Source organism: Shewanella sp. FJAT-51649 (assembly GCF_019457435.1).
GTDB classification, from domain to species: Bacteria; Pseudomonadota; Gammaproteobacteria; order Enterobacterales; family Shewanellaceae; genus Shewanella; species Shewanella mangrovisoli.
The window spans coordinates 1,078,459-1,104,472 of sequence record NZ_CP080411.1; the positions used below are offsets into that span (position 1 = coordinate 1,078,459).

Annotated in this window: 21 protein-coding genes; 20 read left to right on the forward strand and 1 reads right to left on the reverse strand. The window is 47.3% G+C overall.

Translation table 11 applies throughout. The features are described 5' to 3' along the window. The first annotated feature begins 50 nt into the window (after positions 1-50). The 17 genes from K0H59_RS04755 (at position 51) to dinB (ending at position 17,793) form a co-directional block, all read left to right on the forward strand. Entirely contained in the window at positions 51-710 is a 660-nt protein-coding gene (locus tag K0H59_RS04755) for an alpha-ketoglutarate-dependent dioxygenase AlkB (RefSeq protein WP_220054813.1), read from the forward strand. Between the two features lie 134 nt (positions 711-844). Further along, entirely contained in the window at positions 845-1,165 is a 321-nt protein-coding gene (locus K0H59_RS04760) for a BolA family transcriptional regulator (RefSeq protein ID WP_011716063.1), read from the forward strand. A 260-nt stretch (positions 1,166-1,425) separates the two neighbouring features. Next, complete coding sequence (locus K0H59_RS04765) at positions 1,426-2,538, forward strand: TRAP transporter substrate-binding protein (RefSeq protein WP_220054814.1); 1,113 nt, start codon at positions 1,426-1,428, stop codon at positions 2,536-2,538. 155 nt (positions 2,539-2,693) lie between these two features. After that, positions 2,694-3,203 (forward strand): S-ribosylhomocysteine lyase, encoded by a 510-nt coding sequence (luxS, locus tag K0H59_RS04770; RefSeq protein ID WP_011716065.1) that lies wholly within the window; start codon positions 2,694-2,696, stop codon positions 3,201-3,203. A 154-nt stretch (positions 3,204-3,357) separates the two neighbouring features. After that, positions 3,358-5,409 (forward strand): TonB-dependent receptor domain-containing protein, encoded by a 2,052-nt coding sequence (locus tag K0H59_RS04775; RefSeq protein ID WP_220054815.1) that lies wholly within the window; start codon positions 3,358-3,360, stop codon positions 5,407-5,409. A 403-nt stretch (positions 5,410-5,812) separates the two neighbouring features. Continuing rightward, complete coding sequence (locus K0H59_RS04780; RefSeq protein WP_011716067.1) at positions 5,813-7,147, forward strand: Na(+)-translocating NADH-quinone reductase subunit A; 1,335 nt, start codon at positions 5,813-5,815, stop codon at positions 7,145-7,147. Continuing rightward, on the forward strand, positions 7,147-8,346 hold the full coding sequence (locus K0H59_RS04785) for an NADH:ubiquinone reductase (Na(+)-transporting) subunit B (RefSeq protein WP_208661877.1): 1,200 nt from the start codon (positions 7,147-7,149) through the stop codon (positions 8,344-8,346). The genes K0H59_RS04780 and K0H59_RS04785 overlap by 1 nt, the downstream gene beginning before the upstream one ends. Beyond that, entirely contained in the window at positions 8,339-9,127 is a 789-nt protein-coding gene (locus tag K0H59_RS04790; protein ID WP_220054816.1) for a Na(+)-translocating NADH-quinone reductase subunit C, read from the forward strand. The genes K0H59_RS04785 and K0H59_RS04790 overlap by 8 nt, the downstream gene beginning before the upstream one ends. After that, the gene (locus K0H59_RS04795; RefSeq protein ID WP_011621733.1) at positions 9,127-9,759 is read left to right on the forward strand and encodes an NADH:ubiquinone reductase (Na(+)-transporting) subunit D; all 633 of its coding nucleotides are present in this window, start codon (positions 9,127-9,129) and stop codon (positions 9,757-9,759) included. The genes K0H59_RS04790 and K0H59_RS04795 overlap by 1 nt, the downstream gene beginning before the upstream one ends. A gap of 6 nt (positions 9,760-9,765) precedes the next feature. Next, positions 9,766-10,374, forward strand: a complete 609-nt coding sequence (nqrE, locus tag K0H59_RS04800; RefSeq protein ID WP_006080469.1) for an NADH:ubiquinone reductase (Na(+)-transporting) subunit E — start codon at positions 9,766-9,768, stop codon at positions 10,372-10,374. A 46-nt stretch (positions 10,375-10,420) separates the two neighbouring features. Then, entirely contained in the window at positions 10,421-11,677 is a 1,257-nt protein-coding gene (gene nqrF, locus K0H59_RS04805) for an NADH:ubiquinone reductase (Na(+)-transporting) subunit F (RefSeq protein WP_011716070.1), read from the forward strand. A gap of 98 nt (positions 11,678-11,775) precedes the next feature. Continuing rightward, a complete protein-coding gene (locus K0H59_RS04810; protein ID WP_088211137.1) occupies positions 11,776-12,834 on the forward strand; it encodes an FAD:protein FMN transferase in 1,059 nt (352 codons plus the stop codon). An 11-nt stretch (positions 12,835-12,845) separates the two neighbouring features. Beyond that, on the forward strand, positions 12,846-13,070 hold the full coding sequence (gene nqrM, locus K0H59_RS04815; protein WP_007645837.1) for a (Na+)-NQR maturation NqrM: 225 nt from the start codon (positions 12,846-12,848) through the stop codon (positions 13,068-13,070). Between the two features lie 239 nt (positions 13,071-13,309). Next, a complete protein-coding gene (gene bfr / locus K0H59_RS04820; protein ID WP_220054817.1) occupies positions 13,310-13,783 on the forward strand; it encodes a bacterioferritin in 474 nt (157 codons plus the stop codon). 9 nt (positions 13,784-13,792) lie between these two features. Then, positions 13,793-14,260: a bacterioferritin gene (gene bfr / locus K0H59_RS04825; protein WP_220054818.1), complete on the forward strand. Its 468-nt coding sequence runs from the start codon at positions 13,793-13,795 to the stop codon at positions 14,258-14,260. Between the two features lie 298 nt (positions 14,261-14,558). After that, the gene (locus tag K0H59_RS04830; protein WP_011716074.1) at positions 14,559-16,562 is read left to right on the forward strand and encodes a methyl-accepting chemotaxis protein; all 2,004 of its coding nucleotides are present in this window, start codon (positions 14,559-14,561) and stop codon (positions 16,560-16,562) included. 151 nt (positions 16,563-16,713) lie between these two features. Then, a complete protein-coding gene (gene dinB, locus K0H59_RS04835) occupies positions 16,714-17,793 on the forward strand; it encodes a DNA polymerase IV (protein WP_220054819.1) in 1,080 nt (359 codons plus the stop codon). 187 nt (positions 17,794-17,980) lie between these two features. Here the strand turns inward: dinB and K0H59_RS04840 are convergent, their stop codons facing one another. Further along, entirely contained in the window at positions 17,981-19,444 is a 1,464-nt protein-coding gene (locus K0H59_RS04840) for an aminoacyl-histidine dipeptidase (RefSeq protein ID WP_220054820.1), read from the reverse strand. A gap of 218 nt (positions 19,445-19,662) precedes the next feature. Here K0H59_RS04840 and K0H59_RS04845 point away from each other — a divergent pair, with 218 nt between their 5' ends. The 3 genes from K0H59_RS04845 to K0H59_RS04855 all read left to right on the forward strand — a co-directional run bounded on the left by K0H59_RS04845 (position 19,663) and on the right by K0H59_RS04855 (position 25,982). After that, positions 19,663-21,201: a leucyl aminopeptidase family protein gene (locus K0H59_RS04845; protein WP_220054821.1), complete on the forward strand. Its 1,539-nt coding sequence runs from the start codon at positions 19,663-19,665 to the stop codon at positions 21,199-21,201. 917 nt (positions 21,202-22,118) lie between these two features. After that, on the forward strand, positions 22,119-24,284 hold the full coding sequence (locus K0H59_RS04850; RefSeq protein ID WP_088210922.1) for a TonB-dependent siderophore receptor: 2,166 nt from the start codon (positions 22,119-22,121) through the stop codon (positions 24,282-24,284). 408 nt (positions 24,285-24,692) lie between these two features. Next, complete coding sequence (locus tag K0H59_RS04855; protein ID WP_011716079.1) at positions 24,693-25,982, forward strand: NCS2 family permease; 1,290 nt, start codon at positions 24,693-24,695, stop codon at positions 25,980-25,982. The last annotated feature ends 32 nt before the right edge of the window (positions 25,983-26,014 follow it).

Consider the following 26,014-nt stretch of genomic DNA (forward strand, 5'->3'; position numbering starts at 1 on the left):
TGGGGGATTGGGTGGGGTCAATCACAGTCGTCAGTGGTATAAGGTACTGTATGAAACAAGTCGATTTAGGACTCGAACCAGAGGTCAATCTTGAAGCTGATAGCGGCACCTCTTGCGTCCATCATCAAGGTGCGGCACAAGTCGAGCCGCCTATCACCTTAGTTAGGGATTATTTGAATGTGGCACAGCAGAATGCCCTACTCAAGGAGGCCGAGTCTTACCCATTGAGTCGCCCACAAATTCAAGTGTTTGGTGAATATCATGCCATTCCAAGGCAGCAGGTTTGGTATGGCGATGCGGGATGCGACTATTTATATTCGGGGCTATTTATTCGTGCTCTGCCTTGGCCTAAGTATTTGCAAAAATTGCGTGACAAGTTGCAGCGGGACTTTAGCCTTGGCAGCAATGGTGTGTTAGTGAATCGCTATGCAGATGGTCAAGATTGCATGGGCGCCCACAGCGATGATGAGCCCGAGATTGTAAGCGGCAATGATATTGCCTCTATCAGCCTTGGCGCCTCGCGGGATTTTGTGATTAAACATAAACACAGCAAAGTGAAATACACTATTAGTTTGCATAGCGGTGATTTACTCATTATGCACTGGCCAATGCAGCAAGATTGGTTGCACAGTGTGCCTAAGCGCTTAAAGGTTAAAGCACCTCGCTGGAACTACACCTTTAGGCAATTGATTGTTAATTATCATGGCTGATTGAAAGGCAAAGCATTTCATACTGTTACTAAATTGGCTCAGTTTAGAGCCACAAAGCTGACGTTGAAATTTGATCTTTTGTACTTGAAGCAGTACTCTGCGGCCACTGGATTTTCCCATGTTGAGATTTGAATATGTCCAATACCCATGCGCAGGGCACAGTGGCACAGACCATTGATCAGAAGCTGACTGAAAGCTTTTCGCCAACTCATTTAGAAGTCCTTAACGAAAGTCACCGTCACCATGTTCCGCCTAATTCAGAGACTCACTTTAAAGTGGTTGTCGTCAGTGATGAATTTGATGGGCTTCGTTTGCTCGCCCGCCATCGTTTGGTAAATAACTGTTTAGCCAACGAGTTAGCTAATGGTGTGCATGCACTTTCTATCCATACCTTCACTCAGAGTGAGTGGGCTAAGGATGTTGAAGTGCCTAAAACGCCAAATTGCCGCGGTTAATTCGGCCACCGAACTTTATAAAAGCCACGTTATCAACGTGGCTTTTTTGTTTTAGGTCAAATAGACGACAATATGCGGTTTCCCTGTTGAATTTTCTGTGTTAACAATATGTTCTATTTTGTACTGAATTAGTGCTCACTGTTTATAGTGAATGGAATGTAAGTCGTAAGCATCTAAACAAGAGTGCTTTACATCAGCCGATACTTAAGAGCGCTAATTTTCATACTGTTAACTAACTTCGCATTCAGGGAGAGTGTTCGATGCGTCATTTGGGGTGCCTGATCTTTACGGTATTGCTTATTGGTCTCGGTGGGTGTAATCCCGCGCCCCAGCATATCGAGCAGACTGCAGCACCTCATGCCGATGCGACTCCCGTTAAAGATGTTATCGAGTGGCGTTTAGCCACGTCTTGGCCGAAAAATTTCGCAGGTTTAGGTATGGCACCTGAGCGTTTTGCCAAGCTGGTGAACGAGATGTCCCACGGCCGCTTACAAATTCATGTGTACGGTGCGGGAGAATTAATGCCCGCCTTTGCGGTGTTCGACGGGGTGAGCCAAGGTAAAATTCAAATGGCCCACGCCGCCTCCTATTATTGGAAGGGGAAAGCGCCCGCCTCGCAGTTTTTTTCTTCGATCCCCTTTGGCATGACGGCCCAAGAGATGAACGGCTGGCTGCATTATGGCGGCGGCATGGCATTGTGGGAAGAAGTCTATCGCCCCTTTGGCATCATTCCATTAGCGGGTGGTAATACTGGGATGCAGATGGGCGGTTGGTTTAATAAACCTATTAATAGCATTGCCGATTTTAAAGGCTTGAAGATCCGTATGCCGGGCTTGGGGGGCGAAGTGCTCAAGCGTGTCGGTGCTGTACCCGTCAATATGGCGGGCAGGGAGCTTTATGGCGCTTTGCAAACGGGGTCTATCGATGCAGCTGAGTGGGTTGGGCCTGTGAATGACCTCGCCTTTGGTTTACATAAAGTCGCCAAATATTACTATTACCCCGGTTGGCACGAGCCTGGTTCCAATATGGAGTTTTTGATTAATAAGGGTGCGTTCGAGAGTCTTCCCCAAGATTTACAAGCCATAGTCAAAACGGCTGCACGCGCCATCAATCAAGATATGCTAGACGAATACACCACACGTAATGTGACAGCCCTTGACACCTTAGTCAAAGATGAAGGTGTAGTGCTTAAGGCTTTTCCACCCCAGGTGCTCACCGAGCTTGAACGTATCTCGCAGCAGGTCATTGAAGAGCAGGCCGAGCAGGATCCTATGATGCGAAAAGTGTACCGCGCTTACCATGCCTATGAGCAGGGAGTGCGTGAGTATCATAAGATTTCAGAGGATGCTTACAGCCAGCAGCGCCAGCACTAATGCCGCTAATTTGAACAAAATGTTCATATTAGCGTCTGATTAATGTGAGATGATTTCATCTTACATTATCTTGTTATCGACCTAATCCATTTGGTGTTATGCTTGCGCCCATAAACCGATAGCGGTTGTATCGCCCTAAGAATTTGGAGTTTCCTATGCCATTACTTGATAGCTTTACCGTTGACCATACTCGGATGAATGCGCCAGCCGTGCGTGTTGCCAAACATATGAGTACCCCAAAAGGCGATGCGATTACCGTATTCGATCTACGTTTTTGTGCACCGAATAAAGATATCCTCAGCGAGCGTGGTATCCATACTCTAGAGCATCTGTTTGCGGGTTTTATGCGTGATCATCTAAACGGCAGCGATGTTGAAATTATTGATATTTCACCAATGGGATGCCGCACCGGTTTCTACATGAGCCTGATTGGTGAGCCGAGTGAGCGTCAAGTGGCCGATGCATGGCTTGCCTCAATGGAAGATGTGCTCAAAGTGGTTGAGCAATCTGAAATCCCCGAGCTTAACGAGTATCAATGCGGCACTTACGAGATGCACTCGTTAGAACAAGCCCAAGATATCGCCCGTAACATTATCGCCGCAGGCGTGAGTGTTAACCGTAATGATGACTTAAAACTCAGCGATGAGATCTTAGGGCAGCTCTAAGCTTTGCTAAGGCACCACAAGGCGTGGTGCCTAGACTTAAGGCTTTAGCGTCAAGAAAGCGACATTCGTCGCTTTTTTTTTCGAGTAAATTCAGCTATTTTACAAAATAACAACAAAAACGCCGTACGCTAACAAACACTTTTGGGAGCTTGGTATGTCTAGTCGCTACTTTGTCATGTCGCTGACCGCGCTTGCGGTTTCCTGTGTCTACACTCATCCCCTCAATGCAAACCCACTCTATTCTCAAACACTCGATCTGATTGAGCTCAATGACCAATATCACTCCAGTGATGATGGGATGCAGCTGAGTTACTTAAATAGCTTAACCTTATTGCGGGCCGACCACAGTGGAAATACCGCGAATATCAGTATGCGCTCCGCCAGCCAAGGTGTGGCAGTGATGCAAGATAGGGTGTATTTTTCTCCCGCGCCTTATTCGGCGCCGCAGTTGCAGTTATTGCCTAACCTTTTACTACAGCAAAATGTCACTAGCACACCACTGGCGGATATGACGGTAGGCGGGCAGGGCGCTTTCGGTGTGGTGAATTATCAGAGCCTTGAAATAGCTAACCGACCTCAGTCTGGTAGTTTTCTCGTTGAAGGTTCGACAGAGTCGGATTTGAATGCCGGTATGAGTTGGGGCGTGAAGCAAAAAGAATATGGTGCATTATTCGCTGCGAATTACCAGAAAGAACAAGGTGATGCGAATTTTTTCAATGGCAGCGATGCCGATAGAACCAAAACGGATATGTTGTTCAAGGTGAATGCGGCAAGTTTGCTTGGCGCACGCAGTCCGCAGCAGACGGAATTTACCTACCAATTTATCGATGATAACAGTTATCGCTCGCAGCTTGGTGTCACCGAGGCAGACTGGCAGCAGGATCCCTTACTCTTGTACTCGGCAACGGCGCAGGATAAGCATAAAGGGCGGCAGCACAAGTATCAGCTTTCACACCAAGTGGATTTAGGCGGCAGTAAAGTGATCAGTGACTTTTACTATCAGTCCTATTCACAACAGTTGAATCAACTTGGCTTGTTTAATGGGCAAGAGATTGACACTGCAACGCTTGCCGATATCGCCGCCTTTGATCGAGCTCCAAGTGCAAATGGCGCCGATTTAAATCTGCTCGTTCAAGATAACGATTACAGTGCCTTTGGCGCCCAGACCCAAGCCATAAACCAGTACGGCGAACATCAAATCATTTACAGCGCTCGTTATCATACGGATAAGGCGGAAATGCGCTTTGGCGAGCAAACGGCTTTATGGCAAGCGGATAGAAGCCTTGCGGTTGATGAGTCAAACGCGCTGTTCGCTTATACCGATGATGCGACTGCGCTGACGTCGGCCATTGATTCGCTATTCCGCTGGCAAGGCATGCAACTCAAGTTAGGGCTGGCTTACGAGCATGTCAGTGTTAATCGTGAAGTGAATCAGGCTGTTGCGGGACTCGATGAAGCGGATTTCTCCGACAGTGATTGGATGCCGCAATTAGGTGTGCTCTATGATGCGGGCGATTGGCGTTTTAGTACCGATATCCGCCGGGCCTGGACTGCGGCAAGCGCGGGGAATACTACGCAAGAGGCTCAGGTGTCGCTGCATTATCAAGTGAGCGCCCAATATGCGCGCGAAGGGATAAAAGCCGATTTACGGGCATATGTGCAAGAGTTCGACAATTTGCATGTGGACTGCGATAGCTATTCGATGTGCGCCGATGCACGCTTGTTAACCCAAGAGAATATCCCCGATGTGCTGACCTATGGTGTAGAACTTGGTCTTGGTTATCGCTGGGACTTGGGCGGGGTAGAGCTACCCTTAGGGCTAAATTATCAATATCTTAACGCTGAGTATCAAACCAGCACTTGTACCGATGTTCAAGGCTGTGTTTTAGAGGGCGATAGATTAGCTTGGTTACCCGAACATCAATTGCAATTGAGTGCAGGGGTTAACTATGGCGAATATCAATTAAATCTTGAGGCGGCCTATCAATCTGAGCGCGATTTCAGCCAATTTGGCAGTGAGTTGCAACGGGTATCAGGCCAGTGGCGGGTCGATTTAGCGGCAAACTATGATTTTGATAAACACCATAGGCTGTATTTTAGGGTCGAAAACCTACTCGATGAGTCCCTTGTGACCACAGCATCAAATAGCGGAATTCGGACTGAAAATGGACGGATCAGCTATTTGGGTTATCAGTGGCGTTTCTAAACTGAATTAAATCTTGTTTAAAGATTATTCAACGAGAAAGCGAAAAGGTCGTTTTAGCTATCGTCATAAAGAGGTATCGACCTTTCGCTAAATTATTTCTTTAAAAATTAATGTTATAGTATTTGTCGACCGTAATATTTTCTCTTTCTGCGCCCTCACTCGGTCGGAAGGTGAACGCTGTAGCGCATGATTCTTTTAAATCCTTATTTGAGGTTTGAAATCACCTATAATTTTCGTGGCGATGCCACGGCAATTGGGGTAAAATGCGCGCGACCAGCGTGATTGCGATCGCATTTCTGTGATAAATCTGCGCTAGCTCAATGCAGTAGGTTTTGTTTAAAACCTCAGTATTTAGCAGGAACGCGGCGCATTGTCTTTCCTTCAAAACGTAGTGCTTGTGGATATGATTACAATTAAGAAAGGATTGGAACTGCCTATAGCAGGCGGACCAGAGCAAGTTATCCATAATGGCCCAGCCATTAAACATGTAGCTACTTTGGGTGAAGAGTATATTGGCTTACGTCCAACGATGAAGATCAAAGTGGGCGATAAAGTACAAAAAGGTCAGGTGATTTTCGAAGATAAGAAAAATCCTGGCGTAAAATATACGGCTTTAGCCAGTGGTACTATATTAGACATTAACCGGGGCGCCCAGCGTGTGCTGCAGTCTGTTGTTATTCAAGTTGAAGGGAACGAAAGCGTTGCCTTTGCTAAGTATGACGCCACTGCTCTCGATACGCTAGACTCGCAACTGGTCCGTGACAACCTGATCGAATCAGGCTTATGGACTGCATTGCGTACACGTCCTTTCAGCAAAGTGCCTGCCGTAGATTCTTCTGCCGCTGGTATTTTCGTCACCGCGATTGATACGCAACCCCATGCCGCCGATCCTGTTGTAGTGATCCGTGAGCATAAAGAAGATTTTGCTAATGGTCTTAAGGTCTTAGCAAGACTTACCGAAGGTAAAGTTTACCTTTGTAAAGCGCCTGGCGCCGATATTCCTGCCGCTAATGCCCAAGTTGAAGAATTTGCCGGTGTTCACCCAGCGGGTCTTGTTGGTACTCATATCCATTTCCTACTTCCAGCTTCTGCAAAACGTACTGTTTGGCATGTCGGTTACCAAGATGTAATAGCCATTGGTCAGCTATTTACTACCGGTCAACTGAATACCGAACGTGTGATCGCAATTGCCGGTCCTAAAGCGGCTAAGCCACGTTTGGTGCGCACTGTTTTAGGTGCAAGCATGACTGAACTGACCGCGGGCGAAACCTTAGACGGTAACGTACGTGTTGTTTCGGGTTCTGTGCTGAATGGCCGTACTGCTGTAGGTCCTCAAGGATATTTAGGTCGTTACCACGCGCAGGTGAGTCTGTTAGAAGAAGGCACTGAAAAAGAATTCTTTGGTTGGGTGTTACCAGGCTCAAACAAATACTCTATTACCCGTGCATTCCTAGGCCACTTAAGCGCTTCTCGTCTGTTCAACATGACAACGAGCACTGGTGGTTCAGACCGCGCTATGGTGCCAATCGGCAACTACGAGCGTGTAATGCCATTGGATATTCTTCCTACTATGTTGCTGCGTGACCTGATCTCAGGTGACTTTGACGGTGCTGCCACTTTAGGCGCGTTAGAGTTGGATGAAGAAGATCTCGCACTGTGTACGTTCGTATGTCCAGGCAAATATGACTACGGTTCATATCTGCGTGACTGTTTAGATACGATCGAGAGGGAAGGCTAATGAGCTTGAAAGATTTTTTCGAACGTATTGAACCCGACTTTGAAAAAGGCGGTAAATACGAAAAGTTTTATGCCCTCTTCGAAGCGGCATACACCATTTTTTATACGCCAGGTAAAGTGAACAAGGGTAAAACCCACGTTCGCGACAACATCGACCTGAAGCGTATGATGATCACGGTTTGGGCCTGTGCCTTCCCAGCGATGTTCGTGGGTATGTACAACGTCGGTCTGCAAGCACAACTTGCGTTAATCGCGGGTTTTGCAACCCCTGACGTATGGCAAGTGAGCTTGTTCGGCATGTTCGGTACCGAACTGACCGCCAACTCTGGCTGGCCAGCACTGATGTGGTACGGCGCCTGTTTCTTCCTACCTATCTACGCGGTGACCTTCGCCATCGGTGGTATTTGGGAAGTGCTGTTTGCCGCTATCCGTGGCCACGAAGTTAACGAAGGTTTCTTCGTTACCTCTATCCTGTTCGCATTAACCCTGCCAGCAACTATCCCATTGTGGATGGTGGCCTTAGGTATCACCTTCGGTGTGGTTGTGGCTAAAGAAGTGTTCGGTGGTACGGGTCGTAACTTCTTAAACCCAGCATTAGCTGGTCGTGCCTTCCTGTTCTTCGCTTACCCACTGAACATGTCTGGTGACACTTCATGGGTTGTGGCTGACGGTTACTCTGGTGCAACGGCTCTGAGCCAAGCGGCAGCGGGTACCTTAGATTACACATTCAACCAAAACTGGTGGGATGCGTTCTTCGGTTTCATCCCAGGCTCTGTGGGTGAAGTATCGACTCTGGCGATTCTGTTAGGTGGTCTGGTTATCATCTATACCCGCATCGCTTCATGGCGCATCGTTGGCGGCGTGATGGTCGGTATGATTGCTATCTCTACACTGTTAAATGTGATCGGTAGCGACACTAACCCAATGTTTGCAATGCCTTGGTACTGGCACTTAGTGTTAGGTGGTTTTGCATTTGGCATGATGTTTATGGCGACTGACCCTGTGTCTGCGTCATTCACTAACCAAGCTAAATGGGCATACGGTATCTTGATTGGTGCAATGGCTGTGTTTATCCGCGTGATTAACCCTGCATTCCCAGAAGGCATGATGTTAGCGATTCTGTTTGCTAACTTGTTCGCGCCATTGTTCGACCACTTCGTGGTTCAGGCAAATATCAAGCGGAGGATTGCTCGTGGCTAGTAATAAAGATTCGTTCGGCAGAACGTTATTTATCGTCGTTGGCTTATGTCTAATTTGTGCGATATTCGTGTCGACTGCGGCAGTATTACTGCGCCCAACTCAAGCAGAAAACAAGCTGCTTGATAAGCAAAAGTACATCCTCGAAGCTGCGGGTCTGATTGACACGAAAGCGGGCAAAGTAACCAAAGCTCAGATTTTGGATACTTACAGCAAGCACATCGAAGCTAAGTTAGTTAACTTAAAAACTGGTGATTGGGTTGAAGGTGTTGATGCCAACGCATTCGATCAACGCAAAGCGTCTCGCGATGTGAAGACCTCATTTGTACCTGAAAACGACATCGCTTCGGTTAAGCGTGTTGCTGAAGATGCAGTGGTTTATTTAGTTCGCGATGAGCAAGGTAAGTTAACCAGCGTGATCCTGCCAGTTCATGGTTATGGCCTGTGGTCGACTATGTATGCTTTCCTCGCGTTAGATGCTGATCTGAACACGATTCAAAGCTTAGTGTACTACGAGCAAGGCGAAACCCCAGGTCTTGGTGGTGAAGTTCAAAATGCTCAGTGGAAAGCGAAATGGCACGGTAAAAAGTTATTTGATGAGCAAGGTAACATTGCTATCAGCGTAACTAAAAACCCCGCTGTTGCTAGCACTGAATACGGTGTGGATGCATTATCCGGCGCGACTCTGACCAGTAACGGTGTTCAACACTCTCTGACATTCTGGTTAGGTAAAGAAGGTTTTGCGAGTTTCATTGAAAAAGCACGCAATGGAGGTCTCAGCTAATGTCTGACGCTAAAGAACTGAAACAGGTTCTGACTGGACCTATCGTCAACAACAACCCGATTGCATTACAAGTACTTGGTGTATGTAGTGCGTTAGCGGTAACGAGCAAACTCGAAACTGCACTGGTAATGGCGTTGGCATTAACTGCGGTAACAGCGTTTTCTAACCTGTTTATCTCAATGATCCGTAACCATATTCCTAGCAGCGTACGTATTATCGTACAGATGACCATTATTGCCTCTTTGGTAATCGTGGTTGACCAATTGCTGCAGGCTTATGCTTATCAGATTTCTAAGCAGTTATCGGTATTCGTGGGCCTGATCATTACGAACTGTATCGTAATGGGTCGCGCTGAAGCCTATGCGATGAAAACACCGCCAATGATGAGCTTTATGGATGGTATCGGTAACGGTTTAGGTTACGGTGCGATTCTGTTAGCCGTTGGCTTCGTGCGTGAACTGTTTGGTAACGGTTCTCTGTTCGGTGTTCAAATCCTGCACAAGATCTCTGAAGGTGGCTGGTATCAACCAAACGGTCTGTTATTACTGCCGCCAAGTGCGTTCTTCCTGATCGGTATTCTGATTTGGATTATTCGTACCTATAAGCCAGAGCAAGTTGAAGCAAAAGGGTAATTTGAGATGGAACATTATATTAGCCTGTTAATTCGCTCTGTTTTCATCGAAAACATGGCACTGGCCTTCTTCTTAGGTATGTGTACTTTCTTAGCGGTATCGAAGAAAGTGACTACTGCGATGGGCCTAGGGATTGCGGTAGTTGTAGTGTTAACTATCTCTGTTCCTGCTAACCAAGTTATTTACCAAGGGCTGTTAGCACCTGGCGCACTGGCTTGGGCTGGTGCACCTGAAGCTGATCTAAGCTTCTTGAAATTCATTACCTTTATCGGTGTGATTGCGGCTTTAGTTCAAATTCTGGAAATGGCACTGGATAAGTACTTTCCTCCTTTGTACAACGCGTTAGGTATCTTCTTACCTCTGATCACTGTGAACTGTGCGATTTTCGGTGCGGTATCATTCATGGTTGAGCGTGACTACAAGCTGGGCGAAAGTGTGGTGTTTGGTTTCGGCTCTGGAGTAGGTTGGGCATTAGCTATCGTATTGATGGCCGGTATCCGTGAGAAGCTGAAGTATGCCGATGTGCCGAATGGCCTGCGTGGTTTAGGTATTACCTTTATTACCGCTGGTTTAATGGCCTTAGGTTTCATGTCGTTTTCTGGTGTGTCTCTGTAAGAGACACCAAACGGCTTCTTGAATTGGACCTTCTAAGGATAAGTTAATGGATATTCTTGGTATTTTTAAATCTACTCCGCTCGAGGTTTACCTCGGTGTGAGTATGTTTACTGCTATCGTCCTAGTCTTAGTGTTAGTGATTTTATTCGCTAAATCTAAGCTAGTGTCTAGCGGTGACATCACGATCGGCATCAACGACGATCCTGAAAAAGCGATTACAACCGGTGCCGGTGGCAAGCTGTTAGGCGTGCTAGCGAACAGTGGTATCTTCGTATCGAGCGCCTGTGGTGGCGGTGGTTCTTGTGGCCAATGTCGCGTAGTGGTTAAGTCTGGCGGCGGTGATATTCTGCCAACAGAATTAGATCACATCAGCAAGGGTGACGCCCGTAAAGGTTGTCGTCTGTCTTGCCAGGTGAACGTTAAGAACGACATGGAAATCGAGCTTGACGAAGAAATCTTCGGTATTAAGAAGTGGGAATGTACTGTTATCTCTAACGATAACAAGGCGACCTTCATTAAAGAACTGAAGCTGCAAATTCCTGATGGTGAATCTGTTCCGTTCCGTGCGGGTGGTTACATCCAGATCGAAGCGCCTGCACACCATGTTAAATATGCTGATTTCGACGTACCAGCAAAATACCGTGGTGACTGGGAACACTTTGGCTTCTTCAAGTTAGAATCTAAAGTTGACGAAGAAACGATCCGTGCTTACTCAATGGCTAACTACCCAGAAGAGTTTGGCATCATCATGTTGAACGTGCGTATCGCAACGCCACCGCCACGTAACCTGAGCTTACCATGCGGTAAGATGTCATCTTACATTTGGAGCCTGAAGGCTGGCGATAAAGTCACGATTTCTGGTCCATTCGGTGAATTCTTCGCGAAAGATACCGATGCTGAAATGGTGTTTATCGGTGGTGGTGCGGGTATGGCCCCAATGCGTTCACACATTTTCGACCAACTGAAGCGTCTGAAGTCTAAGCGTAAGATGAGCTTCTGGTACGGTGCACGTTCTAAGCGTGAAATGTTCTACGTGGAAGACTTTGACGGCCTAGCGGCTGAAAACGACAACTTCGTATGGCATGTGGCCCTGTCTGATCCTCAACCAGAGGACAACTGGGATGGTTACACAGGTTTCATCCATAACGTACTGTATGAAAACTATCTGAAAGACCATGAAGCGCCAGAAGATTGTGAGTTCTACATGTGTGGACCTCCAATGATGAACGCGGCCGTGATCGGTATGTTGAAAAATCTTGGTGTCGAAGACGAAAACATCCTATTGGATGACTTCGGCGGCTAATGTGAATTAGCCCAAGGTGAGAAGAGTTGCAGATGTGGAGTAAAGCTCTCATCTGCAACTTTTGCATTAAAGGGCATCCAAAAGAGTTGTTAGTCACTATGTTTAAAACCCTAGCGTTAAAAACCCCCGTGTTAAAAACCTCAGTGTTAAAGCATTCAGTGAGCTGGCTGGTCCTTGTAGGTCTAGCCTTTTTTATTTCAGCCTGTAGCAAACAGGATGAGGTTATCTCCCTCGCGGGCAGCACAATGGGCACGACCTACCACATTAAAGTGGTTCCCAATGAGCAGATGCCGACGGCCCAGTTACTGCAGGCCGAGATTGACTTAGCCTTAGAGCTGGTCAATAACCAGATGTCGACCTATCGACCCAATTCAGAATTGTCTCGTTTCAACCAGTTACCGCTTGAGCAGAGTGTAGAAGTCTCTCCTGATACCATCAAAGTGGTTAAAGAAGGCATGCGTTTGTATAACGTGACAGACAAAGCCTTAGACATTACCTTAGGGCCGCTGGTGAACCTATGGGGATTTGGCCCCGATAAGCGCCCAACCAAAGTGCCGACTCAAGCGGATATCGATGCGGCTAAAGCCAAAACGGGTATCAGTGAGCTTTCTATCGAAGGCAATCGCTTAAGCAAACACAATGCGCATCTATATGTGGACCTGTCTTCAATCGCCAAAGGTTTTGGCGTGGATAAAGTGGCCTCGATTTTAGATAAGTACCATGCAAGCGGTTACTTAGTCGAAATTGGCGGCGAGCTGAGCATTAAGGGCACGAAAGGCGATGGCAGTTCGTGGCGCGTCGCGATAGAGAAACCGACTGACGATGGTATGGCGGTGCAACAGGTGATTGAGCCTGGCACTATGGCGATGGCAACGTCGGGGGATTATCGTAATTATTATGAGGAAGAAGGTCAGCGCTTTACTCATATAATTGATCCACGTACCGGTTTGCCTATTAATCATAAGCTAGCATCTGTGACCGTTTTGCATAAAGAATGTATGACGGCCGATGGTTTTGCGACGGCGATGATGGTTTTAGGCACAGAAGCGTCATTGGAGCTTGCCAAGAAAGAACACTTGGCGATAATGCTAATAGAAAAGCAAGGCGAAGGATTTAAAGTCTACTACAGTGACGCCTTCAAGCCTTTCCTTAAGTAGTTGGAGTTAACATGAGCACTTTTATCGCGGCATTTGTGATTTTATTACTGTTCTTTTTGCTTATGTCGATAGGTTATCTCATCAAGCGCAAAGCCGTTGAAGGAAGCTGTGGCGGTTTAGGTGTATTAGGGATTGAAAAAGCCTGCGATTGTGATGATCCCTGCGACAAGCGTAAGCGTCGTATGGCCGCAGAAGAAGCGCGCCGTGAGAAGTTAACGAAAGACAGGATCATTTAATTATCCGCTTCAACTGAAATAGCCTCCTCTGGAGGCTATTTTTTTGCCTCGATTTTTTGCAGTGGCAAAATTAATCCTTGATATATGAGGAGGATAGCGGGCTAATCTAAGCGATAATGAGAATGCTTTTTATCTTTAAGCTTGTGAAAAATAAAGAAAATTTGAGTTAGCTTGAAAACTGTACTAGGCTAGAAGCTTGATTTAGATCAATCTTTCACTCATATCAAGGATCGTTACTTATGAAAGGTCATCCTAAAGTGGTGGGACAACTCAATCGGGTACTTACCTGTGAGTTAACGGCCATTAATCAATATTTTCTCCACGCCAGAATGTTCAAACATTGGGGCCTCGAGAAGCTAAATCACGTCGAATACAAGAAATCCATCCAAGATATGAAGCACGCCGATAAGCTTATCGAGCGGGTATTATTTTTAGAGGGATTACCGAATCTGCAACAGCTTGAAAAACTGCGTATTGGCGAGCATACCCAAGAGATGCTTGATTGCGATTTAGCCATGGTGCAGGAGCAACTCACACTGTTACGGGATGCCATTAACCTCTGCGAAGCCGAGCAGGATTATGTCAGTCGCGATCTGCTCGAAGATATCCTTGAAGATGAAGAAGAGCACTTAGATTGGCTCGAATCGCAGCAGGAGCTGATTAGCTTAACTGGCATTCAAAACTATCTTCAATCGCAAATTAGTGAGTCATAGGAGCAGAATATGAAAGGTGATAAAGAGGTCATCGACGCGTTGAATAGACTCCTAACGGGAGAGTTATCGGCGATGGATCAGTATTTTGTGCATGCCCATATGTACGAAGACTGGGGCCTGAACGAACTCTATGAACGTATTGCCCATGAGTCGGATGATGAAAAGCACCATGCGGCCAAACTGGTACAACGTATTTTATTCCTCGAAGGCGTGCCGAATGTAGCCGCACGGGAAGCGCTCAATATCGGTTCAAACGTCGAAGAGATGCTGCGTAACGATTTGGCCTATGAGTACAAGGTGGCCGATGATTTGCGTAAGGTGATTGCTTTGTGTGAATCGAAGAAAGATTACCAAACCCGTGAGATCTTAGAAGTCTTACTCGACGATACCGAATCTGACCATATGTATTGGTTAGAAAAACAACTCGGTTTGATTGACCGTATCGGTTTAGCGAATTACCTGCAAACTAAGATGTAATAGCGCCGGTTGCGCGGCTCAAGCACCAAGGCCAGTCACGAAATGACTGGCCTTTGTTTTTTTATTTCGAGTATTTAGTCTAACACTCTGTAAAATATTGCTTATGCAATCTGATGTTCTGAGTGTTATTCGATCTTTAGTGATTCCTGTTATTGGGTTAATGTCTATTCTTTACAAATACTTGTTTACGTTTTTTCTCACATTTTCATCTGTTGTTGACTGGTAAAAATTGTTACCGTGTGAAACTGTTTTTGCATGATTTTTTGTTAAGTGGTTGGTCAGCCAGACGGGAAGATGAATGAGATATATAAAACGTTCTCTAAGTTTGCAGTTAGTGGTCACTATCGTCGGTGCCCTTGCTGTACTTCTTACTTTAGTTGCCGCTTTGCTCGTGAATAAAGAAAGTAATAACACACGTAAGCAAGTGGACGCGGACATTTCGGCGCTTGTTGCCTTAAAGGCCAATGAGATAGGTGGTTATTTTGTGGCTAAGGGGCAAGTGATCCACTCGGTATTTGCCGAGCCAGGGCTTATCAACTGGTTTAGCCAATACCATGCCCGTGGCAGTAACCTAGCCAATGACCAACAGTACCAAGATATTATTCGTTATTTCCGCTCGTTTTCCGATCGTGATACCGATGTGAAGTCAGTGTTCTTCGGCTCGGCGAATACCTTCGAGTATTTCGACCTCAATGGCCGTTTCGATGGCGATCCAAACTATTACACCAATAAACGTCCTTGGTGGCAGGAGGCTATCGATCAGCGCGGCCTATTTGTGGGCGACCCTGCGGTCGATGCCAACGATGGCTCGATTTCGGCCACGGTTAAAACCCCAGTCTATGGTGCCAATGGTGAGCTGATTGGGATTGGTGGTATGGATATTCTCATCGATACCATTGGCAAAACCCTGTTAGCGCCAATCAAATACCGTAACTATGGTCAAGCCTTCCTGATGACGGATGAAGGTAAGCTGGTGTATTTCCCCGGATTCTCGGATAAATTCCCGCCGGGTTCACTTGCGAATCAAATCGATAGCCAGTTTAAGGACACCTCAGGCTTTACCGCCTTAAGACAGCAAATGCAGCGCGAAGCGCAGGGCTTTGCCGAAGTCACCTTTAACGGTGTGCCACAGCGGGTAACCTTTGTGTCTGTGGGCGGTGATTATCCTAAGCAGAAATGGCACTTAGCCTTTATGTTGCCCCATGAGGTGATTGAAGCGCCTGTGACCGAAGCCTTCTGGAATGCCTGTTTTGTGGCTTTGGGGATTATGCTCTTAGTCGGCATCACAGTATGGTTGATGTTATTGCCCTTTAGACGCCAGCTCAGCAAGTTACTCGATGCGATGGAAGACATTGCCGAAGGTGATAGCGATTTATCCCAACGCATTCTAATGGAACGGGAAGATGAGTTAGGCAAGCTGGGTGATGCCTTCAACCGCTTTGCCGAAAAGGTGCAGCAGATGTTACTGCATACCCGTAACTTAACTCAAGAGGTCGGCACTGGGGTGATGGATGCACGCCAAGTGTGTGATTTAGCGGTCTCTTCGGTGTCATCGCAGAAACAACAAATCGACTCAGTGGCCACGGCCGCCACCCAAATGGCACAGACGAGCCAAGAAATGGCGATAAGCGCTCAACGGGCGAATGATTTTGCCGAAAAGGCGCAGACTCAGGCCCATGACGGTACCCAAATCGTATCCCGCGCGACCGAAGGCATGAAGGCATTATCGGTTCAAGTGATTGAGGCTGCTAAAGTCATCAAGGAGTTACGTAGCAGCTCAGAGCAAATTGGCGAAGTTTTAAGCGTGATCCGCAACATTGCCGACCAAACCAACTTGCTGGCGCTGAATGCGGCCATCGAGGCGGCGCGGGCGGGTGAGCAAGGTCGAGGCTTTGCCGTGGTGGCCGATGAAGTGCGAACTCTCGCGTCTCGTACCCAAGATTCTACCGCCAACATTCAAGGAATTATCCAAACCCTGCAGCAGAGCGCGCTACAAGCCGAGCAGGTGATGGAGTCTGGGGTTGAGCAGGCAAGGGTCGGACAAGACTTGACCACACAAGTGGAGCAAGCCTTGAGTGATATCGCCAGTGCGATTGTGTCGATTCAGCAGCAAACGGTGGAAATTACCGTGGCGATTGGCCAGCAGGCCGTTGTGGCTGAAGAGGTGGCACAAAACGTTGTTAGCGTGCGCGGTCTGTCCGATCAGTCTTTGCTCTCAAGCCAAGATTTATCCCAAAGTTTGCAAGGGTTTGAGCAAGCGACTCATGAACTGACCCGCAACATTGGCCAATTTAAGATTTAATTCAAATAGTTGTAAATCAAGGGAGCCTTAGGGCTCCCTTTGTTTTTTTGGGCGCTAACAATCCAAGCGCAAACCGCACCGCCGCAAATTGATAAGTGACACTTGATTACTGTTTTTATATACAGTATTTTGGGTGTCGGAGGAATGCAAGGTGCGAAAAATCATTCATATCGATATGGATTGCTATTTTGCTGCGGTGGAAATGCGGGATTTTCCCGAATACCGCGGTAAGCCTTTGGCCGTCGGCGGCAGTCGGGTGCAGCGTGGCGTCATCAGCACTTGTAATTATGAGGCGCGCAAATTTGGTGTGCGTTCTGCCATGGCGACGGGCTACGCATTGAAATTGTGTCCCGATCTTATCCTCGTTCCCGGTCGTATGCAGGTCTATAAAGAGGTCTCACAGCAAATTCGCGCCATTTTCTCCCGATACACAGAGTTAATCGAACCGCTTTCCCTCGATGAGGCCTATTTAGATGTCAGCGATTGTAAGCTGTTTAAGGGCTCTGCCACTTTAATCGCCGAGGCAATTCGCCGGGATATTTTGGCCGAAACTGGGCTGACGGCATCGGCTGGCGTGGCGCCGATTAAATTTCTCGCTAAGGTCGCCTCTGATTTAAATAAACCCAACGGGCAATGTGTTATTCCACCCGATGAGGTTGCCGAGTTCGTTAAAAGCTTATCCCTGCGGAAAATTCCCGGAGTGGGTAAGGTGACCGCTGAAAAACTGTCTTCGCTAGGCTTAAATACCTGCGCCGATGTGCAGGCTTATCCAAAGCAAGAGTTGATTGCCCGTTTTGGTAAGTTTGGCGCCGTGTTAGTCGAGCGGGCCCATGGTGTCGATGATCGTGGGATTTCAGTGAGCCGCGAACGCAAATCCGTAGGCGTTGAGACCACTCTCGCTCAGGATATTTACACGCTGGAGCAGTGCCAGCAGGTGATGCCGGGATTAATTCAAGAGTTGTCCAGCCGTTTAGGGCGAAGCGCTAAGGGGAGGCAAATCCATAAGCAGGTGGTCAAACTTAAATTTAATGATTTTAAACAGACCACAATCGAGCACCGTAGTGACGAGGTCTCCGTGGTGATGTTTTATGAGCTACTGAGCCAAGCTATGGCGAGGCAAGAGGGACGTGGAATTCGGTTACTCGGGGTTTCTGTTGGACTCGCCGAGAGTAAAGACACGCTTTCGCCGCTCATGGTACGCGAAACGAAGCAGTTGGATTTTGTGTTTTAGTGTTTAACTAATCTGGGCGGCTCTGGCTCAGCGCCAATCTGACCTGACTTAACTTAACCTAACTTTGCTTAGTTAGCGCGACAATCAGCCTTACGCAGTGCGCAAATAGAAGCAACAAAAAGGCCGCATGGGTAAACCCTCTGCGGCCTTTGTTATTTAAGTCTTAGCGACTATTCACCCGTAGTGATTATTCACCTTTAGCGGGAATGCGTTCTAGCACAGCAAGGAGCAGATCCCAGTATTGACCAACTGTGGTGATATTGACCATTTCATCCGGGCCATGTGGATAACGGATGGTAGGGCCAATCGACACCATGTCCATTTCTGGATAAGGCTTTTTGAACAGACCACATTCAAGACCCGCGTGGATCACCATGATAACTGGTTCTTTATGGTAGATAGACTCGTAGGTCTCACGCACAATCGCCATTACGGGTGAGCTGTTATCTGGCTTCCAACCTGGGTAAGCGCCACTGAATTCAATTTCAGCGCCAGCGAGGTTGGTTAGCGCATTGAGCATGCCTTCAACCTGAGTGCGGCCCGAATCGATGAGCGAGCGAATTAAGCACAGAATGCTGACTTCTTCATCGTTAGTGCTAATCACGCCTACGTTGAGTGAGGTTTCGGTCACGCCCGCGACTTCATCGCTCATACGCATCACGCCATTAGGGCATACATGTAGCAGGTCTATCAATGTGTTTTGGCTGTTTTCACTCATCACACGTTTTGGCGTTGGGATTTCGCTCAACACTAAACGCATGTCTGGGTCGGCAATGGCCAGCTCGGCGCGGACTAAGGCTTCAAAAGCACGCACTTTTTCATTCAGTGTATCGACATTTTCAGCGGGTAACATAAAGCTGATATTGGCTTCGCGTGGGATAGCATTACGCAGTGAACCACCGGTAAATTGGGTTAATTCCAGCGCTAATTCATCGGCATTTTCAAACAGGAAGCGTGCTAAGAGTTTGTTGGCGTTACCACGACCTAAATGGATGTTCACCCCAGAGTGACCGCCTTTTAAGCCCGATAAATGCAGACTAAATGCTGCGTAACTTTGCTCTGACGCTTGCCATACCATAGGCAGAGTGATCTGGGCATCAACGCCGCCAGCGCAGCCCATGTAGATTTCACCTTCTTGCTCTGAGTCGGTGTTGATCAGGATTTCAGCATCGAGCATACCAGCTTGCAGGCCGAAGGCGCCTGTCATGCCCGCTTCTTCATCAATCGTGAGCAGCACTTCCAGCGGGCCGTGTTTGATATCGTTGCTACCTAAAATCGCTAAGGCTGACGCCATGCCAATACCATTGTCGGCGCCTAAGGTTGTGCCTTTGGCCTTAACCCAGTCTCCATCAACATAGGCTTCGATAGGATCTTTGGTAAAGTCATGCACTTTGTCGGCATTCTTTTGCGGCACCATATCGATGTGAGCCTGGATCACGACGATTTTGCGATCTTCCATTCCCGCGGTTGCGGGTTTGCGAATGATTAAATTGCCGACCGCATCTTCTACTACATCGAGTTGTTTACTCTTAGCCCAGGCTTGGATGTGTTGGCTGAGTGCTTGTTCATGTTTGGAAGGGTGGGGAATTGCACAGATTTGTTCGAACCATTGCCATAAAGGCTGTGGGTATAACTGACTTAACGCTGTCACAGGAGGTCCCTCATCAGGTCTTGTGGGTATAGGGCAAATTTGGCTTGATCCTACCACATTCTGCTCGGCCGATTAATCTTCTCGATAAGCCTCTGTGTGCTTGTGGCAGCGAAAGTTGCCACCCTCAGTCTTTTCGATGGGGACAAAGGGATTTTTTGATTGGTAATTAAGCGTTATAGCGGGAATAATGCAGGCACAATAATGAAAAAGGATGGGTCATGTTTCAAGTTAACTTTGTTGATGTACAAGCAGAAAATGCCATTTTTGATGGTGAAGGTTGGGATGCGGTTGTGGTGGTTACTCCGGATCTCGTTTCTATCGGAATTGATGAGATCAGTTTATTGGCCGAGCATGGCGCTAAGGTTGATAAGCGTGTCGGTAAGAGCCCGACGTTACTGTTTGCCCCCGGTTTAGCCGGTGGCCGTTTAATCATAGCGCCCGTCACTCAAGTGGCTGATGATTATGCCGATGTGCGTGTTTATGGCGATGCGGCAAGAGCCGCGATTGCTATCGCTAAAGACGCGGGCGCTAAGCGTCCTCTACTGTATGTGGTGCCTTCTGCCACGCCTAAGTTTGGTTTTGCGAGTGAAGTTGCGGCGCTCGCCTGCGGCCAAGAATTATGGCAAACCTTAGAATTGCGCGAGGCAACGGGCTTAACGCCAGCCTTGGAAGCCATAGGGTTGTTGTCTTTATCATCTGAAAAGAGCCACTTGCTCAACGCATTAGAAGCTGGCCGTGTGTTGGCTCGGGATTTATGTGGCACTGAACCTGAGCGCATGTCGGCTAAGGCCTTTGCCGAATATTGTTTGCAAGCCTTTAAAGGCAGCGTGATTAAAACCGCAGTGGTGGAAGATAGGGATATTCTCGAGCGGGATTATCCACTGTTAAGTGCGGTGGCGCGTTCTTCCTTTGCCGTTGGCCGGCATCAACCGCGGGTGGTGAAACTCGAATATCTGCCCGAGGGTGAGATTACTCGTACCTTTTTATTTGCTGGTAAAGGTGTGGTCTATGATACGGGCGGTGCCGATCTAAAAGTCGGCGGCGCAATGGCCGGCATGAGCCGTGATAAAGGCGGCGCCTCTGCCGTGGCGGGGTTATTTAAAACCTTGTCTATGCTCAAGCCTAAAGGGATCCGGGTGATCGCCGAGCTGGGCTTAGTGCGTAATAGCATTGGTAGCGAAGCCTTTGTCACCGATGAAATTATCACTAGCCATGCGGGCGTGCGGGTACGCATTGGTAATACGGATGCGGAAGGGCGCTTAGTATTGGCAGACCTGTTAAGTCATCTGCGTATTAAAGCGGTTTCGGCGGTGCAACCAGAGCTGTTTTCGGTCGCGACGCTGACGGGCCACGTGGTGCGTTGTTACGGGGCGTATCCTGCTGCGGTTGAAAATGCGGTCGCCAGTGGCGCCCAGTGTGCGCAGACTCTCGCGTTACAGGCGAGCCAATGGGGCGAACCCTTTGAGGTTTCTACATTACGTCGCGAGGACTTTGCCAAGATCCGCGAAGTGTCGGGGGCGGCCGATATTTTATCTTCTAACAATGCGCCATCTTCGGTGACGGCCCGTGGGCATCAATATCCTGCGGCCTTTCTGCTCAAGGCTTCGGGATTGTTTGATCACGGTATTAACGCCGCAATTCCTTTAGCTTACACACACTTAGATATCGCTGGCAGTGCCACTGAGGGCGATCCGCTCTATGGTAAACCCACTGCGAGTCCCTTAGTCGGTCTGTATCAATATCTGATCAATCGTTAACAATTTTACGTAACAAATAGAAATAATTCTGTAATATCTTACTTATTAGGTGGTTACAGGATTATTTCTGTTTTTATGTGACGCAGGTCGCCAAGATTTCTGATGGTTTTACGTAATTTAATTACATTAAAAAGCCTTAATTAAAAAAAATACAAATAAAGCTTGTAATAAAACTACGAAAACATATAATGGTTTTCGTGGACAGGGCAATGCGCCCATCCCCTCTAGTCTATCCAGGATGGATATCCTTCTCCAAGGACCCGAGTGACAAGTCGTCTCAACGGATTTGAGAATCTCTAGTTCCAAGGAACCGAGCCAAGCTTTACTAGAGTACTTAATCTCAACTTTACTTAGGAGTAATTGACTATGTCTTATACAGGCAAGAATCACTTTGTTTGGCAAAACACTTGGATTAACTCAGATGTTTTGCGTGGCGGTTTATTCGCTATGAGCTTTAAGGGCTAACTATCCCTTTAAACCTAGTTTCCATCATCCATCAACCTTTGTATCGCCTTTTTGGCGTGTTTAGACTCAAGTAGCATATCGGTGTTTTTGCATGGGTATGCCAGGTTTTTCCGCTAGCGCGGTAATGTACTTCCCCGAAAGGGACGCTTGAAATATGTCTTGCCTGCTCATTGAGCAGGCTTTTTTTTACCTGTTTTTCAGCTTAGATAACTGATTTCGCTCATATCCTGGTATCTCGTCAAAAAATTTTTGCCTAATGGCAAAAATGTCCTGTGTTGATGAGTCTCTTTAATTATTTGTTTTTAAAGCGTAAAACTTTTTTGTGAGCGCGGCTTTTATTTGATACGACTTAAGAATGACAAATTTGTTATATTTATCACATAAAATACAAATGCAAATCGTTCTCAATGATGTTACCGTATGCGCACCTTAACAAAACTTGCTGAACGACTATGCGTTTTAATCTACTTCCTCTTGCGGCTGCGGTAACACTAGCATTGAATCCTTTGGCGTTGATGGCCGAAGAACAAACCTCTTCTAAAACAGAGACACAAGATCAAAATATCGAAAAAATCACCGTGATGGGTAAATACACTGTGAGTCGAAATATTGATACAGCGACAGGTCTCGGACTCACGTTGCGGGAAACGCCACAGTCGGTCAGCATCATGACGGCGGATCGGATTGAAGATCAGGCGTTAAATACTGTGGTCGACGTGGTGAATAACACTGTGGGCCTGTCTTCTTCAAAAACCGATAACGTGCGTAACGGTTTTTCGGCCCGCGGTTTTACCGTGCAAAACTATCAAATTGATGGCGTGCCTTTATCTTGGAGTTTAGGCGGCGATGCTGGTGAAACGGTATCGGATGTGTCTATCTACGAGCGTGTTGAAGTTGTGCGTGGTGCTACCGGTTTATTAACGGGCGCAGGCGATCCTTCTGCTTCGATTAACTTAGTGCGTAAGCATGCCGACAGCTCAGATCTTAAAGGTTATGTGGATGTCGCAACGGGAAGTTGGGATAAAAAACAAGTCACTGCGGATGTGTCCAATGGTTTGAATGAAGACGGCAGTGTCCGTGGCCGTTTAGTCGCTAAGTATGTGAATAGCGATTCCTATCAAAATCTGTATCAAGACCGTAAAACCATTCTCTATGGTGTTGTCGATAGCGATATCACCGCCAACACTTTACTGCGTGTCGGTGCTAGCTATAACCACAACGATCCAAAAGGCGCGATGTGGGGCGCGTTGCCCGCCGTCTTTAGCGATGGCTCAGCCACAGATTGGGATACTTCCGCCACCACAGCCGCCGATTGGAGCCGCTGGGAAACCAAGAATATCAACTACTTTGCTAACCTAAATCATTACTTCAGCAATGGTTGGCAACTAGTCGCTAACTACAACCGCATGGAGTATGAGACCACCACTAAGATGATCTACATGTCGGGTTTACTCGATAAAGACACGGGTGCTGGGCTCAGTGGTCAGCGTTATCACAGCCATGGTGAAAGTAACTCGAATAACTTTGATGTGCAGCTTAAGGGAGACTATGACCTCTTTGGTCAAACCCATGAGTTTGTGACTGGCGCCTTGTATAGTAAGCAAAAATCCTACGCCGATACCTATGAGCCTATCCGTGACGATATGACGGGTTGGGACTCACAAGTGGTCGATAACTTCTACGAATGGCAACAAAATCAGTTTGCCGAGCCTGAATGGTCGACCAATGCGAACCGTCAGCTCAATATGGATACCGAGCAAAAAGGCTTTTATGCTGCGACTCGCCTGACCATCACCGATGATTTCAAACTGATTGCCGGTGGACGTATCTCAAGCTGGAACCGTGAAGGCGTGAGCTATGGTACCGATACTAACTTTGGCGATGATGGTGTGTTTGTGCCCTATGTTGGTGCTTTATACGATATCAATGAAGAGCACCGTATTTACGCCAGCTATACCGGGATTTTTAATCCGCAAAATTATTTCGATGCTAATCAAGAATATTTAGATCCATTAGAGGGCAAAGCCTACGAATTAGGTTTGAAGAGTTCCTATCTTGACGATCGCTTACATACCACAGTGGCCGTGTTCCAAATTGACCAAGATAACTTGGCAACCTTAGCTGGAACGATTGTTATCGGTGGTCAACCCGTGAATTACTATGAAGCCGCACAAGGTACTAAGAGTAAGGGTTTTGAGCTAGAAGTCGTAGGTGAGCCTGCCGATGGCTGGAATATCTCTGCGGGTTACTCGCAATTTAATGCCGAAGATGCAGAGGGTAAGCGAGTCGCAACGACCAGCCCGCAGAAGCAATTTAAACTCTTTACCACCTACCAATTTGTGGATTTATTACCCGAGTTAACCATAGGTGGTGGGGTGAATTGGCAAAGTGACAGTTACTCAGAAGGCGGCGGTGCGACAATCAAACAGGATGACTATTCCTTAGTGAATCTGATGGCGCGCTACGATCTGGCTGAGAATATGGATCTGCAGGTTAACGTAGAGAATCTGTTGGATGAGAAATATTATGCCTATATGACAGCGTCTGGCCTAGCTTACAGTGCGTATCACTACGGCGCGCCACGTAACTTTACCGTTAGCTTTAACTATCGCTTCTAAGCATTTTCCCGTTGAACTCAAAAAGCCGGCGCCCTTAAGGGCACCGGCTTTTTTGCTATCGACTTCACTCCCATTTGCTGCGCAGAGGCGACCGAATATGCCTGCATGGGATAAGCATTGTGCTGTTTTGTGATTATTTCGCTTTAAAAACAATGTGCTGTTCATCTTGAACGGCATTCGAATTTTCCCAGTGTTAAGATTGGCTTGCTAACCCCTATTTAGTGTGAGCTTTAATGTAAATTAAGCACGGTGGTTTTTTGTTCTGTTTAGCGATTTCTATCAAGAAAATCTCCATCAATTTTCTGGCCTGACCAGCACAAACTCCCTATAATCCCCAGCGAAAAACACGACTACATAGTGTTTACATTTTTGACCCTACCTACTTTAAAAGAAAAGGAACCCAGTTCCATGTTAGAAAAGCTGTTCAAACTGAAACAAAATCAAACGAGCCTCAAGCAGGAAGCGATAGCAGGTTTGACAACATTTATGACTATGGCCTACATCATTTTTGTGAATCCAATGATGTTAGCCGATGCGGGTATGGATCATGGCGCCGTGTTTGTGGCCACCTGTTTAGCGGCGGCGGTGGGTTGTATTGTGATGGGTGTCATGGCGAACTATCCCATTGCACTGGCTCCAGGTATGGGACTCAATGCCTTTTTTACCTACACAGTCGTGGGTGAAATGGGTTACAGCTGGGAAACGGCACTCGGCGCAGTTTTTCTGTCGGGAATTTGCTTTTTAATTCTGTCTCTAGTGCGTATTCGCGAGTGGATTGTGAACAGTATTCCTATGTCGCTGCGTATCGGTATTGCCGCGGGTATTGGTTTATTCCTCGCGTTGATCGGTCTCAAGAGTGCTGGCATTGTGGTAGCAAGCCCTGCGACCTTAGTGACTATGGGTGATATCACCGCCTTCCCTGCGGTAATGGCCGTGTTAGGTTTCTTCCTTATCATCGCCATGGTGCAACGTGGCATGAAGTCAGCGGTGATTTTAAGCATCCTTATCATCACAGGACTTGGATTAATCTTCGGTGATGTGCATTACAACGGCATCGTCTCTATGCCACCTTCCGTCGCACCGACCTTTATGGCGATGGATTTATCCCAAGTATTTGAAGTGACAATGCTATCCGTGGTATTTGCCTTCCTATTTGTGGATCTTTTTGATACCTCTGGTACCTTAGTTGCGGTGGCGCAGCGTGGTGGTTTCCTCGATGAAAAGGGCCGTTTACCTCGCTTAAACCGTGCTTTAACCGCGGACAGTTTAGCGACGATTGCGGGCGCAGCTTTAGGTACGTCAACGACTACCAGCTATATCGAAAGTACAGCGGGTGTGAGCGCGGGCGGCCGCACTGGCTTAACCGCTGTCGTGGTCGGCTTACTGTTTATCTTGGCCTTATTCTTATCACCATTAGCAGGGATGATCCCCGCCTATGCCACGGCTGGTACGCTGTTCTATGTGGCGATTCTGATGATGTCCGGACTGGTTCACGTCGAATGGGAAGATTTAACGGAAGCTGCGCCAGTAGTTGTGGTCTGTATCCTAATGCCGCTTACCTTCTCTATCGCCACAGGGATTGCGCTGGGGATTATTTCCTATGCCGCCATCAAACTGTTAACAGGCCGTTTTAGCGATTTAAATATCGGGGTGATTGTGCTCGCGGCGATGTTTATTGCGAAATTTATTTACGGCTGATACTTAGCCAGTCGCCAATTAGACGGTTTTTT